This is a genomic window from Paraburkholderia sp. (assembly GCF_028283785.1).
Lineage (GTDB): Bacteria > Pseudomonadota > Gammaproteobacteria > Burkholderiales > Burkholderiaceae > Paraburkholderia.
On record NZ_JAPWKB010000005.1, the window covers coordinates 322,618 to 337,478 of the forward strand.

11 protein-coding genes are annotated in these 14,861 nt (G+C 64.1%); 10 read left to right on the top strand and 1 reads right to left on the bottom strand.

From position 1 onward, the window contains the following. Positions 1–41: 41 nt before the first annotated feature. The 8 genes from PW947_RS05480 (at position 42) to PW947_RS05515 (ending at position 12,012) form a co-directional block, all read left to right on the top strand. Positions 42–956: a CoA ester lyase gene (locus PW947_RS05480; protein ID WP_299630054.1), complete on the top strand. Its 915-nt coding sequence runs from the start codon at positions 42–44 to the stop codon at positions 954–956. Positions 957–1,008: 52 nt separating this feature from the next. Next, positions 1,009–2,214 carry a CoA transferase gene (locus tag PW947_RS05485; protein ID WP_299630055.1) on the top strand — a complete coding sequence of 402 codons (1,206 nt, stop codon included), beginning with the start codon at positions 1,009–1,011 and terminating at the stop codon, positions 2,212–2,214. A 46-nt stretch (positions 2,215–2,260) separates the two neighbouring features. Beyond that, complete coding sequence (locus tag PW947_RS05490; RefSeq protein ID WP_299630056.1) at positions 2,261–3,115, top strand: amidohydrolase family protein; 855 nt, start codon at positions 2,261–2,263, stop codon at positions 3,113–3,115. Positions 3,116–3,185: 70 nt separating this feature from the next. After that, the gene (locus PW947_RS05495; RefSeq protein WP_299630057.1) at positions 3,186–4,550 is read left to right on the top strand and encodes a TIGR00366 family protein; all 1,365 of its coding nucleotides are present in this window, start codon (positions 3,186–3,188) and stop codon (positions 4,548–4,550) included. Between the two features lie 36 nt (positions 4,551–4,586). Further along, entirely contained in the window at positions 4,587–5,936 is a 1,350-nt protein-coding gene (locus tag PW947_RS05500; protein ID WP_299630058.1) for a 2-hydroxycarboxylate transporter family protein, read from the top strand. Positions 5,937–6,287: 351 nt separating this feature from the next. Next, the gene (locus tag PW947_RS05505) at positions 6,288–9,188 is read left to right on the top strand and encodes an EAL domain-containing protein (RefSeq protein ID WP_299630059.1); all 2,901 of its coding nucleotides are present in this window, start codon (positions 6,288–6,290) and stop codon (positions 9,186–9,188) included. A gap of 13 nt (positions 9,189–9,201) precedes the next feature. After that, the gene (locus PW947_RS05510; RefSeq protein ID WP_299630060.1) at positions 9,202–9,744 is read left to right on the top strand and encodes a response regulator; all 543 of its coding nucleotides are present in this window, start codon (positions 9,202–9,204) and stop codon (positions 9,742–9,744) included. Positions 9,745–9,816: 72 nt separating this feature from the next. After that, positions 9,817–12,012, top strand: coding sequence for a histidine kinase dimerization/phospho-acceptor domain-containing protein (locus PW947_RS05515; RefSeq protein ID WP_299630061.1), 2,196 nt, complete (start codon positions 9,817–9,819; stop codon positions 12,010–12,012). Positions 12,013–12,068: 56 nt separating this feature from the next. Here PW947_RS05515 and PW947_RS05520 read toward each other — a convergent pair whose 3' ends face one another. After that, positions 12,069–12,980 carry an aldo/keto reductase family oxidoreductase gene (locus PW947_RS05520; RefSeq protein WP_299630062.1) on the bottom strand — a complete coding sequence of 304 codons (912 nt, stop codon included), beginning with the start codon at positions 12,978–12,980 and terminating at the stop codon, positions 12,069–12,071. A 127-nt stretch (positions 12,981–13,107) separates the two neighbouring features. Here PW947_RS05520 and PW947_RS05525 point away from each other — a divergent pair, with 127 nt between their 5' ends. After that, entirely contained in the window at positions 13,108–14,007 is a 900-nt protein-coding gene (locus PW947_RS05525; RefSeq protein ID WP_299630063.1) for a LysR family transcriptional regulator, read from the top strand. 104 nt (positions 14,008–14,111) lie between these two features. Continuing rightward, positions 14,112–14,513 (top strand): hypothetical protein, encoded by a 402-nt coding sequence (locus PW947_RS05530; RefSeq protein ID WP_299630064.1) that lies wholly within the window; start codon positions 14,112–14,114, stop codon positions 14,511–14,513. Positions 14,514–14,861: the final 348 nt, after the last annotated feature.

The window sequence follows — 14,861 nt, forward strand, 5'->3', positions numbered from 1 at the left end:
TTTAGACTGGCTTCCAGTAAATCAAAGAATGGAACGGAGACATGAGAAGCAAACTGTTCGTGCCTGCCTCGCGACCGGAACTGTTCGCGAAGGCGCTGGCCAGCGCCGCCGATGCGCTGTCGTTCGATCTTGAAGACAGCGTCGCCGCCGAGCGCAAACCGCAAGCGCGCGCCGCGTTGCGCGAGTTGTTCCGTTCCGGTGACATCGGGCAGGCCGACCGCCGCAAAGTGCTGATCGTGCGCGTCAACGCAATCGACACCCCGCATTTCAGCGCGGATATCGACGCCGTCGCGCAGCGCGGCGTCGATCTGATCAATCTCCCGAAACCCGAAACCGCCGACGACGTGCGCGCCGCCGCGGCCGCGCTCGACAAGGCCGAAGCCGCCAACGGCGTGACCACGCCGATCCGTCTGCTGCTCAACGTCGAATCGCCGAAAGCGTTGCGCCACGCCGCCGAACTGGCCGCCGCGCATCCCCGCGTGGCGGGTCTGCAACTCGGCCTCGGCGATCTGTTCGAACCGCTCGGTATTGCGCGCCGCGAAGTCGCGGCGATCCAGCAGGCGATGTTCACGTTGCGTATCGCCGCCGGTGAAGCAGGCGTGTTCGCGTACGACTCGGCGTTCGCCAATATCAAGGATGAAGCCGGTTTTCGCGCCGAAGCGCAGCTCGCGCGGTCGATGGGCTTTCTCGGCAAGAGCTGCATTCATCCGGCGCAGATCGCGTTGGCGAACGAGGTATTCCGTCCGTCCGACGACGACATCGCGCATGCCGTGCGCGTCGTCGAAGCCGCGCGCGAAGCCGACGCCAACGGTATCGGCGCTTACGTGGTGGACGGCAAGATGATCGATCCGCCGTTCGTCGAACGTGCCCGCGCGCTGGTGCGCGACGCAGCGCGACTCGGCCTGCTCAGCGATGCGCAACGCAGCGCGCTGGCCGACGGCATCGCGCGCGACTGACACGCCGCGCCACGCCGCATCCCCCGACATAGCCATACCGATGGAGCCTCTCATGGAACGTTCGTCCCACTCATCCGAAGCCGCAGCAACGGGACCGTTGGCGGGGATTCGCGTGCTCGACCTGAGCGCCTATATTGCCGGCCCGTACGGCTGCACGCTGCTCGCCGATCAAGGCGCGGAAGTCATCAAGATCGAACCGCCGACTGGCGACAACCTGCGCAAGTATCCGTCCACGCTCGAAGCCGAAAGCCGCGCGTTTCTGGGCGTGAATCGCGGCAAGCGCGGCCTCGTGCTCGACCTGAAGCAGCCGGAAGCGCTCGCGGTCCTGATTAAGCTCGTGAAATCCGCCGACGTGCTGGTGCACAACTTCCGCCCGAACGTGCCCGCGCGTCTGGGCATCGCCTACGAGCAGTTGCGCGACGTGAATCCGCGCCTGATCTACTGCGCCGTTACCGGTTATGGCGATACCGGTCCGAACAAGGAAAAAGCCGGTTACGACCAGGTGCTGCAAACGATGAGCGGCATGTGTACGTTGCAGGGCAAGCGTGGCGGCCCGCCGGAGATCCTGTACGGGTCGGTGGTCGATTACTACGCGGCGGCAATGGTGGCCGCGGGCGTGTCGTCGGCGCTCTTCGAGCGCGAACGCAACGGCGCCGGACAGTATGTCGGCGTGTCGCTGCTGCGCAGCGCGTTGACGATGCAATCGGCACGGATGATCTGGGCCGACAGCGAACCGAAAGACGTCGGCCGCGATATGCGTTCCGGCGGCATCACCGGCATTCATCCGACCCGCGACGGCTACCTGTACATCTCCGCGAATACGCCGCATTTCTGGCAGGCGTTGTGCGAGAAAACCGGCCTCGACGCGCTCGCCACCAACGAGCGCTACGACACCGTGCGCAAGCGCGCGCAGCATTGCGACGAGATCGTGCCGCAATTGCACGCAGCGCTTCAGGCGCGCTCGGCGCCCGAATGGGAAGCGCTGTTCGGCGAAGCCGTGCCGTGCGCCGCCGCGCGCAGCATCGAGGATATGTTCGACGATCCGCAAGTGCTCGCCGAAGACATGGTCGCGACGTATCACTATCCCGGCGTCGGCACGTATCGCGGTTTCAAGCAGCCGATCCGTTTCAGCGCCACGCCCGGCCCCGAGCCGGTTGCCGCGCCCGCCTTCGGCCAGCATTCGACCGAGGTGCTGCGCGACGAAGGCTGGAGCGACGCCGAAATCGACGCGCTGCGCGCAACGCGCGCGGTACTCTGAGTTCAGGTTTCGGCGCACGGCAACCGCATCAGGACGGAGACGAACGATGGCAACGCCACAGACCCGATTGACCGCACCGGCCGGCGCGTGCGATGCGCACATGCACATTTACGATCGCCGTTTTATCGCGGACGGCGCGTCGCTGGCGGGCTTCCAGGAAGGCGCGAGCGTCGACGATTACCGTCGGGTACAGACCCGCATCGGCACGCAGCGCACCGTCGTCGTGACGCCGCGCATCTACGGCACCGACAACGCCGTCACGCTCGACGCGATCCGCCAGCTGGGTCATGACCGCACGCGCGGCGTCGCGGTGCTGTCGCCCGCCGTCACCGATACGCAACTCGCCGCGCTGCATGACGGCGGCATTCGCGGCATCCGTTTCACGCTGTACACGCCCGCGCATGCAGTCGTCACCTTCGAGATGGTCGAGCCGCTGGCGCGCCGTGTCGCGGAGCTTGGCTGGCACGTGCAACTGCATTGGACCGCAGCGCAGATCGTCGAGCATCAGGCGATGCTCGCGCGCCTGCCGTCGTCGATCGTGTTCGATCATCTGGCCCGCTTGCCGTTGCCCGAACGCACGTCGCATCCGGCCTACGACGTGGTGCGGCGACTCGCCGACAACGGCCGCGTGTGGGTCAAGCTGTCCGGTCCGTATCTCGACTCGGCACTCGGCCTGACCCACGGTTACGCCGATACGACGCCGACCGCGCGTGCATGGATCGATGCGTTGCCGACGCGCGTGGTGTGGGGCAGCGACTGGCCTCACGTCACCGAAACCCACAAGCCGGACGACGCCGATCTGCTCGATCTGCTCGGCACCTGGACGGGTGACGACGCCACCCGCCGACGCATTCTGGTCGACAACCCGGCCGCGCTCTACGGCTTCGCCACGGCGCAATGACACGCACTGAATCCCCCTGATCGACGCACGCCAAGAACGCGCGAAACACAATGAATCTCCGGAGACACGTATGAAAACCGCCGCCACGGCACCCCGCGTCCGCAAGACACGCTTTACGGAAGCGACCATCGCTTTCTTCGAACGGACCATTCCCGATCCGTTCGTGCTCGCCATTCTGATTACCGTCGTGGTCGCGGCGCTGTCGGTGTGTTTCGCGCCGCATGCGTCGGCGGGACGGCTGATCTCCGGCTGGTACAAAGGCTTCTTCGACATTCTGACCTTCGCGTTCCAGATCACGCTGATCCTCGTCACAGGTCACGCGTTCGCGCATGCGCCGCTGGTGCAGCGCGTCTTCAAGGCGCTGGTTTCGATCGCGCGTACGCCTGTTCAGGCGGCCGCGCTCACTTTCGTGCTGGTCGCGCTCGCGTCGTTTCTGAACTGGGGTTTCGGTCTCGTGGTCAGCGCGTTGCTCGCGCGCGAAGTGGCGAAGCGGATGCGCGTGGATTTCGCGTGGATCGTCGCAGCCGGCTTCTCCGGATGGGTCGTGTGGGCCAGTGGCATTTCGAGTTCGATCGCGCTTGCGCAATCCACGCCGGGCAGCGCGATGAACGTCGTGCAGAAGCTGACGGGCCAGGTGCTGCCGTTCGGCTCGACTGTGTTCACCAGCTTCAATCTGGTGCCGACCATCGTGATGCTGGTCGCGATGCCGTTCGTGTTCGCGTGGCTCAAGCCGCGCGACGAAGACGCCGTCGTGCTCGACACGGAGAAACATCCGGATGCGCCGCCGCGCGTGAAACCCCAGGGCAAGCTGAGCTTCGCGCGCTGGATCGAATACTCGTGGATCGGCAGTGCGTTTATCGGCGCGGTCGGTGTCGCGGTGCTGGTTGTGGCGCGCAGCGAACACATTGCGTTCACGGGCGTCAACGCGGTGATCTTCGTGATGTTCATCGCAGGCGTGATCCTGCACGGCTATCCGCTCGCCTATGCCGACGCCGTCAAGAACGCCGCGAAACAGACCGGTTCGATGATGCTTCAGTATCCGTTGTACGGCGGCATCATGGGCATGATGGACGCGACCGGTTTGCCCGACGTGATCTCGCACTTCTTCATCACGATATCGAATGCGCACACGCTGCCGTTCTGGAGCTATGTGTGCTCGCTGATCGTCACGTTCTTCATTCCGAGCGGCGGCGGTCACTGGGCCGTGCAAGGTCCGTTCGTAGTGCCGGCGGCGGTCGCGCTGCACGCGTCGGTGCCCGCAACGACAATGGCCGTCGCGATGGGCGAACAGGTGTCGAACATGCTGCAACCGTTCTGGGCCGCGCCGGTCGTCGCGATGGCCGGCATCGGCGTGCAACGCGTGCTCGGCTTTACGGTGATGACCTTCCTGGTCGGCGCGGTGGTCTACGGCGTCGCGCTGGTGCTGCTGGTCTAGCCAGACCTGCTCAAGACAATGAACGGAGACAAAGCCATGAAAGCAGCCGTTGCATCCGACGCCGCGACGCTCAAATCCGCGCCCGCGCGAACCTTCAAGGACCGCTGGTGGGCCGTGTTCGATCTGCGGATCGGCTCGTTGCCGCTGCCGGTGTATCTCGTGCTGGTGGCAGTGCTGGCCGCGATGACGATCCGCGGCAAACTCGCCGCGGACCTGCCGACCGGCATCGCGCTGGTCGCGGTCGGCGGCTTTACCTGCGCGGAACTGGCAAAGCGGATTCCGTGGATTCGCCATATCGGCGCGACGTCGATTTTCGCCGCATTCATTCCGTCGATGCTGGTGTACTACAAGCTGATGCCGTCGCCGGTCGTCAAGGCCGTCACCGACTTCACCAAACAGTCGAACTTCCTCTATCTGTTCATCGCCGCGATCATCGTCGGCAGCGTGCTGGGGATGGATCGCCGCACGCTGATCAAAGGCTTCGTGCGGATTTTCATTCCGGTCGCGGCAGGCTCGATCGCAGCGGCGTGCGTCGGCACCGGCGTCGGCGTTGCGCTCGGGCTGGATCTGCATCACGCGCTGTTTCTGGTGGTGGTGCCGATCATGGCGGGCGGCGTCGGCGAAGGCGCATTGCCGCTGTCGGCGGGCTACGCGCAGATCATGGGCGTCGAGCAGGGGCCGCTGTTCGCGCAGGTGTTGTCCGCGGTGATGCTCGGCAATATCGCGGCGATCTGCTGCGCGGGGCTGTTGAGCTACCTCGGCACGCGCAAGCCGTCGTGGACCGGCAACGGCCAGTTGACCGTCGCCACCCATGCCGACGATGCCGACATGCACAAGCCGCCGCTCGCGTTCGAGTTCGACGTCAGTTCGGTCGCGGCGGCGGGCGCGACGGCCATCGCGTTGTATCTGCTCGGGGTGTTGAGTCATCAACTGTTCGACTGGCCCGCGCCGGTCGTGATGCTGATTCTGGTGGTCGCGGCGCAATTGTTCCACGTCGTGTCGCCGCGCGTGCGGGGCGGCGCGCGCTTCATGTACGGCTTTTTCTCGACCGCCGTCACGTATCCGCTGATGTTCGCGATCAGCGTCGCGATGACGCCGTGGGGCGAAATCGTCACCGCGTTTCACTGGGTCAATATCGTCACCGCCGTTTCGACCGTGCTGACGCTGGTGGTGACGGGCTTTTTCGTCGGCCGGTTGATCGGCATGTACCCGGTGGAAGCCGCGATCGTCAACGCGACACATAGCGGACTCGGCGGCACCGGCGATGTCGCGATCCTGACGGCGGCGAACCGGATGGAACTGATGCCGTTCGCGCAGATCGCGACGCGCATCGGCGGCGCCGTCACCGTGATGGTGGCGCTGGCCGCGTTTGCGTGGATCCACTGACGGATCTGCCTCATCCCTATTACATCATCATTTCAATTTAAAAAAACGATGCCTCGCCAACGTTTGCGCTGAAAGCCGCATGTCGGTCCGCTATCAATCTCACCGGATTTTTGCCGTAAAGCAGTGACCGAGGAATCACCGCCGGCGGGTCGAAGCACAACAACATGCGACCAGCCGAACGGGTTCAAACGATCGCTTTTCGAAAAGCGGCGTGCGTTCTGGAATTTCGTTGATGGTTGGGAAGCGCCTTTGGATCGAGTCGAAGCTGCCGCACGGCTTCGCGTGCCCGCTCGCCATGTGTCGCGCCGATGGTTATCCACGGTCGTCGTCCTGCACGCGCCGGAGACGCCGATGAACGCCGCCGACGACGCCATTGCGCAAGACGAGGCGACCTATCAGCGCCTCGTGCAAAGCATTACCGACTACGCGATCTATATGCTCGACGTCGACGGTATCGTCACGACGTGGAATGCCGGCGCGCAGCACGCGAAGGGCTATACCGCCGCCGAAATCATCGGCAAGCATTTCTCGTGCTTCTATTCGACCGCGGACCGGCTCGCCAATCTGCCCGGCGAGAATCTCGACATCGCGCGACGGACCGGCAAGCACGAGTCCGAAGGCTGGCGTGTGCGCAAGGATGGCGGACGCTTCTGGGCGCACGTGGTGCTCGACGCGTTGCGCGATGAAGACGGCCGGCTGTTCGGTTTCGCGAAGATCACCCGCGACTGCACCGGACAGCGTCTGATGATGGAGAAATCGCGCGAGCACGAACGGCGCTTCCGCTATCTGGTTCAAAGCGTCACCGACTACGCGATCTACATGCTCGACACGAACGGCATCGTGTCGAACTGGAATGCGGGCGCCGAACGCGCGAAAGGCTACAAGGCGCGCGAGATCGTCGGGCGTCATTTCAGTTGCTTCTACACGCCCGAAGACCGCGCCGCCGGTATGCCCGCCCGCAGTCTTGCCACCGCGCTCGGCGCGGGCAAACACGAAACCGAAGGCTGGCGCGTGCGCAAGGACGGCACGCGGTTCTGGGCGCACGTCGTGATCGATCCGATCTACGACGACGACGGCGAACTGTTCGGCTACGCAAAAGTCACGCGCGACCGCACCGAAGCGCGCAACCTCCAGCAACTGACCCGCGACCACGAACGGCGCTTCCGTCTGCTCGTCGAAGGCGTCACCGATTACGCGATCTACATGCTCGACACGAACGGCATCGTGTCGAACTGGAATGCGGGCGCGCAACGCGCGAAAGGCTATACCGCGAGCGAGATCGTCGGGCGTCACTTCTCGTGTTTCTACGATCCCGAAGACCAGACGCGCGGCTTGCCGCAACTCGGTCTCGACACGGCGCGCGCTGCCGGCCGCTTCGAAACGGAAGGCTGGCGCGTGCGCAAGGACGGCACGCGTTTCTGGGCGCACGTGATCATCCAGCCGATCTACGACGACGCCGCGAAGCTGTTCGGTTACGCAAAAATTACCCGCGACCGCAGCGAGCAACGCAAGAATTCGTTGAAGCTGGCCGAGACCACCCGCAACCTCGACCTCGCGCTCGACAACATGTTGCAGGGCATCTGCCTGTTCAATCGCCACGGCCGTCTGGTGCTGTGCAACGACCAGTTCGCGCAGATCCTGTCGATTCCCGTCGAGCGGTTGAATCCGGGCGCGCGTCTGCAATCGGTGCTGCGCGAAATCTGCGCGATTGCGCGGCCTCTGGTGTCCGATCACGCGGAATCGGCGCGCGCGCTGCGGCGTCATCTGCTGGTCGCGCTCGCGCCGAACTCACGTCAAACCACGGTCGAATTCACGCATCTCGAACGCAATGTGCTGATCGTCACGCGCATGCTGTCGCACGGCGGCTGGGTGTCCACCATCGAGGACATCACCGAGCGCCGCGACAGCGAACGGCGCATCGCCTATCTCGCGCATCACGATCCGCTGACCGGCCTGCCGAACCGGACCAGCTTCCACGAGCATCTGCGGCATCTGCTCGAACGCCGCACGCCGCATGCGTCGTGCGCGCTGATGTATCTCGACCTGGACCGCTTCAAGGCCGTCAACGACACGCTCGGCCATCACGTCGGCGACGAACTGCTGCGCGCGGTGGCGAGACGGCTATCGGGCATCCTGCGCGGCGGCGATCAACTCGCGCGCCTGAGCGGCGACGAATTCACCATCGTGCTGTCGTCGTGCGCGAACGTCGAGCAGGCGTCCTCGCTCGCGGATCGGTGCGTGCGTCAACTGACGCAGCCGTTCGAGATCGCGGGCAACGAAGTGACGGTGGGCGTGAGCATCGGCATCGTGATGTGCACGCCCGGCAGCGCCGATGTGGACACCATCCTGCAGCAAGCCGATCTCGCGCTGTACAAGGCCAAACGCGAAGGCCGCAGCGGTTATCGTCTGTACGAACACGGGATGAACGACCCGCTGCGGATGCGTAACAAGCTGGAGGACGACCTGCGCCACGCGTTGCGGAACGGCGAATTCGACTTGCATTACCAGCCTATCGTCGATGCGAAAACCGGCGTGACGACGGCGTGCGAGGCGCTGTTGCGCTGGCGTCACGCGGACTACGGCAACGTGTCGCCCGCCGAATTCATTCCGGTTGCCGAAGAACGCGGCCTGATGCCGGAAATCGGTGAATGGGTATTGCGGCGCGCGTGTCGCGATGCGGCCGACTGGCCGTCGCCGATTCGCGTCAGCGTGAACGTGTCCCCCGCTCAACTGATCTACGACGACTTCGCGCAAATCGTCGCGGCGGCGTTGCGTGAATCCGGTTTGCCCGCGCAACGGATGGAACTGGAGATCACCGAAACGGCGTTCCTCGAACACTCGGACACGTCGCGCAAAGTGTTGACCGCGTTGCGCTCGCTCGGCGTCGGCGTGGCGATGGACGACTTCGGCACCGGCTATTCGTCGCTGAGTCTGTTGCACGGGTTTCCGTTCACGCGTATCAAGATCGACCGGAGCTTCGTGCAGGGCCTTCGCCAAAATCCGAAATCCGACGCGATCGTTCGGGCCATCGCGGGTCTGTGCGAAGACCTCGGGATTGCAACCATCGCGGAAGGGGTCGAAAAAGACGAACAGCGCGACGCGCTGATTGCGCAAGGATGCTCGGAATTGCAGGGATTTCTGATCGGCCGGCCGATGCCGCTCGCCCAACTGAAGCGATGCTGGCAGCGTCACGCGATGCAGTGCAACATGCCAGGCTCGCCAATTGCTTACATCGGAGGAGAAAACCTTTAAGCGGGCGACGCCGATGGCCTTAAAAACGCCGCCGGCGCTGCCTGAACCGATTGACGCGCGCATCGCGCGTGTAACCGGAAAGGCCCGCGAAGGCCGTAAAAATCAGAACGACTTGCAAAACTTACCGCGGCTAGATGACATGTATTCACTTCTGTTGGTCGACGATGAGCCGGACATTCTTGCGGCCTGGCAATTCATCCTCACCTCGGAGGGCTATGACGTGCGCTGCGCGCACAACGGCGCGGAAGCGCTCGATACCCTGAAAGTGCATCTGCCCGATCTGGTCATCACCGACTGGACCATGCCGACGATGAACGGCGCCGAACTGTGCAGGCGCCTCGGCGCGGAGCCGCGCCTCACGACCATTCCGGTGCTGGTGCACAGCGCCGTGCCACTGGGCGACAGCATGCATCCGACATGGACGCGCTTTCTGCAAAAGCCGTGTCCGCTGCCGCTGTTTCTTTCGACCGTCGGTCAACTTTGCGCCGAACAGCGGGCCGCGCGCCGCGCACGGCTGCGCCTCGTCGCTAACGGGCGGGCGGCGGGCGGCTTCTAGCCGGTCCCGCGCGGTCGCGCCGATTTTCTGCGAACGCTCAACTTCCGTCGCAAGCCAGGCTATATTTTCGCCATGGACAACAACGAACAACTTCCGGAGATCGTCGCCAACTGCGACCAGGAACCGATTCACGCGCTGGGCTTTATCCAGCCGCACGGCGCGCTGCTCGGATTCGACCGCGACGGCCGCCTGCTCGCCAGGAGCGCGAACGCGACGGAATGGCTCGGACCGTTGCCGGAGCTCGGCGAACCGGTCACCGACGCGCATCTGAGTCCGCTGTCGCGGCAAACGCTGCGGGCGGCGCTGGCCGATCCCCATATGCCGCTTGAAAGCGTCGAATGCAAAGGCGTGCGCGGCGACCGTTTCGACCTCGTTCTTCACTGGTCGGGCGAGATGCTGATTGCCGAGTTCGAGCAACTGGCCCTCAACACACCCGCGGCCTCGCAATTCGCGTTGTACGCACAACGCGCGATCCAGCGTCTGCAAGCGAACGATTACGCCGACCCCGCCTCGCTGCTGCAAGCCACCGCCGAAGCGATCCGTGCAATGACCGGCTTCGACCGCGTGATGGGCTACCGGTTTCTGCTCGACGGCAGCGGCGAAGTGCTGGGCGAAGCGCGACGCGACGATCTACCGCCGTACATGCATCAACGCTATCCGGCGGGCGACATTCCCGCGCAGGCGCGGCGTCTGTATGTGCTCAATCCGATCCGCCAGATTGCATCGGTCGATGCGCCGCCGGTGCCGATCGAACCGCCGCTGCATCCACGCACCAACGGTGCGTACGATCTCAGCTATTCGGTGTTGCGCAGCGTGTCGCCGATTCATATCGAGTACCTGAAGAACATGGGTGTCGGTGCGTCGATGAGCGTATCGATCATCGTCAACGGCAAGCTGTGGGGACTGTTCGCGTGCCATCACATGACGGCGTACCGCGCCTCGCATGCGGTGCGGCTGTCGTGCACCGTGCTGACCCAGGTGGTGTCGATCCTGATCGCGCAGATCGAAGCCCGGCAACGCGCGCTCAACGAGCGGCGCGTGCATGAACTGCGCACCCAGATCGCGTCCGAACTGATGCAGGCCGACGATCCGCTCGCCGGACTCGCGGTCGCCGCGCCGGAAGTCGCGTCGTTGCTCGCCAGCGAAGCAGTGATGGCGATCGTCGATCGGGAAGTGATTGCCCTTGGCCGTGCGCCCGTGGCCGACAAGGACAGCCTGTGGGCGCTCGCGGAGCATATGGCGAACTCCCGGCAGGACTTGCTCGCCACGTCGTCGCTGTCGGCCGATCTGCCGACGCTCGGTCCGCTCCGCACGCTCGACGGCGACGCCGCAGGCTGCCTCGCGATCCAGATGCTCGGCGATGCGCGGATCACGATCGTCTGGTTGCGCGACGAACTGGTCGAAACCATCAACTGGGCAGGACCGCCCGACAAGGTCATCGCCAGGGGGCCGAACGGCGTACGCCTGACGCCGCGCGGGTCGTTCGAAGTGTGGAAGCAGACCGTGCGCGGCCGTAGTCGTGAATGGACCGAAATGGACCAGTTCGCCGCACGCGAGTTGAAAGCGATTCTTCAGGATGTCGCGCTTCACCGGATGCGCGAGGCGGAACGCGCGCGGACCACCTTGCTCGCCACGCTCGGCCACGATCTGCGCAACCCGTTGCAGGCGATCAACATGGCCGTGCAACTGATGGGCCGCGGCCTCGCGACCAGCAACGACACGGCGAAGCGCGTCGAGGGATCGACGCGGCGCATGCAGTCGCTGATCAACTACATTCTCGATGTCAGCCGGATCCGCTCCGGCGTGGGTCTGGGTCTGAGCCGCGAGCAGGTCGGACTAAAGGATCTGCTGGAATCGACGGTCGAACAGAACCGGCTGACGCATCCCGGCATCACGATCACCACGCAATGGGCCGACGATCTCGGTCAGGCGTTCGTCGATCAGGACCGCTTCCACCAGGCGCTCGGCAACCTGATCAGCAACGCGCGGCAACATGGCGACATGAAGTATCCGATCGAGCTGATCGCGCACCTCGACGACGCATCCACTACGATCGAAGTGCGCAATCGCGTGATCGCCAAACCGGCGATGCCGTTCGAACGTCTGACCGATCCGTTCAAGAGCGGCTCGCTAGGCAATCCGAACAATCGCGGCGGGCTCGGACTTGGCCTGTATATCGCCAGCGCGATCGTCAAAGGGCATGGCGCGGAACTCAGCGGCAATTTCACCGAGACAGAAGCGCGAATCCGGATTGCGCTGCCTCGCTAAGCGTGAGCGGAACGCCGACCGTGCGACACGCCCGGTCAGTCATGCACCGCATCCGCTCAATGCTGCGCACCGCCTGCGCCCGCACCCGCACCGATCGCATTCAGTTCCGCGAGCACGGCATCGGACAGCCGCAGTTGCGCGGCCTGCATGTTCTCCCGCAAATGCGCAACCGACGACGTGCCTGGAATCAGCAGGATATTCGGCGAGCGATGCAGCAGCCACGCCAGCGCGACCTGCATCGGCGTGGCGTCGAGCGTCTGCGCCAGCGTCGATAGCGCGGACGACTGGATCGGCGTGAATCCGCCGAGCGGGAAGAACGGCACGTACGCAATGCCCTTCGCCGCGAGTTCGTCCAGCAGTGCGTCGTCGCCGCGCTGCACGAGGTTGTACTGGTTCTGCACGCACACGATCTCCACGATCTGCTGCGCTTCGGCCACTTGCTTCGACGTGGCGTTGCTCAGGCCGATATGCCGGATCAAGCCCTTGCGTTGCAGTTCGGCGAGCGCCGTCACCTGTTTCGCGATCGGCCCTTCGCTCGGCGCGTGGATGTCGCCCATGATCCGCAGATTGACGACGTCGAGCGACTCGATGCCGAGATTGCGCAGATTGTCGTGGACGCTGCGTTCGAGATCCGCCGGTTCGAACGCGGGCAGCCACGCGCCGTCGTTGCCGCGCATCGCACCGACCTTGGTCACGATGGTCAGCGCGTCCGGGTACGGATGCAGCGCTTCGCGAATGATCTGGTTGGTCACGTGCGGCCCGTAGAAGTCGCTGGTGTCGATATGATCGACGCCCAGCGCGACCGCTTCGCGCAATACGGCGAGCGCCGCGTCACGATCTTTCGGCGGTCCGAACACGCCCGGCCCGGCCAGTTGCATCGCGCCGTATCCGAGGCGATTGACCGACCGTCCGCCGAGCAAATACGAAGAAGCGGGCGAGCCGGATCCGGCGACGTTGGATGGTGACATTGCAGTTCTCCTTGATTGAACGTGCCATTGCGCAGTGCAGTGAACGTGAAACCAGTATGGCGGGGATTGCGCTGTTTAAAAATCCCATCTAGATTGCACGGGTTGTTTAACAAATTGAACAATCACGATGGAATTGAACGATCTTGCCGCGTTCGTCTCGGTTGCGCGCGCGGGCGGCTTTCGCGATGCGGCGCGAATCGGCGGGGTGTCGCCGTCGAGTCTGAGCATCGCCGTGCGCCGGCTCGAAGCGAAGCTCGGACTGCGTTTGCTGAACCGCACCACCCGCAGCGTCGCGCCGACCGAAGCCGGGTCGCGCCTGCTGGACACGCTCACGCCGTTATTCAGCGAAATGGAAGCCGCGCTCGACGTGCTGAACGGCTTCCGCGAAACGCCGACCGGTACGCTGAAGCTGAACGTACCGTCGAGCGCCGCGCGGATCGTGCTGCCCGGCGTGATCGCGCCGTTTCTGAAAGCCTATCCGGACATCCGCGTCGAAGTCGTCGTGGAAGACGGCTTCGTCGATGTGCTGTCGATCGGTTGCGACGCCGGAATCCGCTACGACGAGAAGCTCGAACAGGACATGATCGCTTTGCCGATCGGTCCGCGCTTGCAACGCTTCGCCACCGCTGCGTCGCCCGCGTATCTCGACGCACGCGGCCGCCCCGGGCATCCACGCGACCTGCTGGATCACGCGTGCCTGCGTGGCCAGTTCGCAGGCGGCGCGATGCCCACGTGGATTTTCGAGCACGACGGCGAAGTGGTCCGGCTCGATCCATCGGGACCGCTGCTGGTGCGTCCCGGCGCTGCGATCGATCTCGCGGTCAGCGCGGCTGTCGCGGGCGTCGGCGTGATTCATCTGTTCGAGGACATGTTGCGCGCGCATCTCGACAGCGGCGCGCTGGAGCCGATTCTCGAACCGTGGTGGCAACCGTTTTCGGGGCCGTTTCTCTACTATCCCGGACGGCGTCATCTGCCCGCGCCACTCCGCGCATTCGTCGATTTCCTGAAGGCGCAAGAAACGGCGTGAGCAACGCGCGAACCGACGCGCTGCGCGGCTTCGTCGAATTCATGCAGCGCATCATGAATGACCGCTAAAATCCGGACGAGTCTGAACTGAATGGAAACGCACACATGGCGGAACACAACACACTGTCCGGCACGAATCGCTGGTTGATGGACCTGGTCAAGGCCGGTGAAGCGGCAATTGCGGCGTCGGAAGACTGCGCGGCGCACACCGACCCGGCGAGCGACATTTCGATGCTGCTGAATTCGCAACGCGAACTGGTTCGCGGCGATGTCACGCGGGTTCGCGCGAAGCTGGCGGCGTTGACGCCGGTTACGCAAGCGGAGCGGCAATTCGCGGTGACGTTCGACCGGCGCTTCTGGAAAACCGGCACGTTCGTTTATCCGATGTCGGTCTTTCTCGATCCGGCGCATCAGTTTTCAGCGCAACAGGTTCAGCAGGTTCAGACACTGAATATCGGTGAAAGCGTCGATCTCGGCGATGGCCGAACGGTAATGCGCCAGCAATAACCACACCGGCGCGACGAATCCGGATTCGCGCGCCCGCTTAAAACGGCTTTAAGCCAACCGGTATCAACGGCGATATTTTTTCGATCTGAAGGCCTGCCCGAAAAAAATTATCTTTTCAGGTTCGCATTCCGATTCGACACCCCAATCCGCTTCAGCACGTCAATATCACAGCAATTGGCGTGCGCGGTCCACTCGACTATTCCTTCGGTTACTTGCCAGCCGCTTGCCGGTTGCCTGATCCGCCGAGCTGCAGGCGCACACCTCAAAGCCCGCCGACATTCCACCTCGCGCATTCCCTTATCGTATTTCACGCAGCTTGCTCTAAACTGCGCACTCCATTATCGTTAT

What these genes read in the sequence shown, in the direction of transcription:
- PW947_RS05520 (WP_299630062.1), bottom strand. Translation starts at nt 12,980, where the DNA reads ATGTCACCATCCAACGTCGCCGGATCCGGCTCGCCCGCTTCTTCGTAT.
- PW947_RS05480 (WP_299630054.1), top strand. Translation starts at nt 42, where the DNA reads ATGAGAAGCAAACTGTTCGTGCCTGCCTCGCGACCGGAACTGTTCGCG.
- PW947_RS05505 (WP_299630059.1), top strand. Translation starts at nt 6,288, where the DNA reads ATGAACGCCGCCGACGACGCCATTGCGCAAGACGAGGCGACCTATCAG.
- PW947_RS05495 (WP_299630057.1), top strand. Translation starts at nt 3,186, where the DNA reads ATGAAAACCGCCGCCACGGCACCCCGCGTCCGCAAGACACGCTTTACG.
- PW947_RS05490 (WP_299630056.1), top strand. Translation starts at nt 2,261, where the DNA reads ATGGCAACGCCACAGACCCGATTGACCGCACCGGCCGGCGCGTGCGAT.
- PW947_RS05525 (WP_299630063.1), top strand. Translation starts at nt 13,108, where the DNA reads ATGGAATTGAACGATCTTGCCGCGTTCGTCTCGGTTGCGCGCGCGGGC.
- PW947_RS05515 (WP_299630061.1), top strand. Translation starts at nt 9,817, where the DNA reads ATGGACAACAACGAACAACTTCCGGAGATCGTCGCCAACTGCGACCAG.
- PW947_RS05485 (WP_299630055.1), top strand. Translation starts at nt 1,009, where the DNA reads ATGGAACGTTCGTCCCACTCATCCGAAGCCGCAGCAACGGGACCGTTG.
- PW947_RS05510 (WP_299630060.1), top strand. Translation starts at nt 9,202, where the DNA reads ATGGCCTTAAAAACGCCGCCGGCGCTGCCTGAACCGATTGACGCGCGC.
- PW947_RS05500 (WP_299630058.1), top strand. Translation starts at nt 4,587, where the DNA reads ATGAAAGCAGCCGTTGCATCCGACGCCGCGACGCTCAAATCCGCGCCC.
- PW947_RS05530 (WP_299630064.1), top strand. Translation starts at nt 14,112, where the DNA reads ATGGCGGAACACAACACACTGTCCGGCACGAATCGCTGGTTGATGGAC.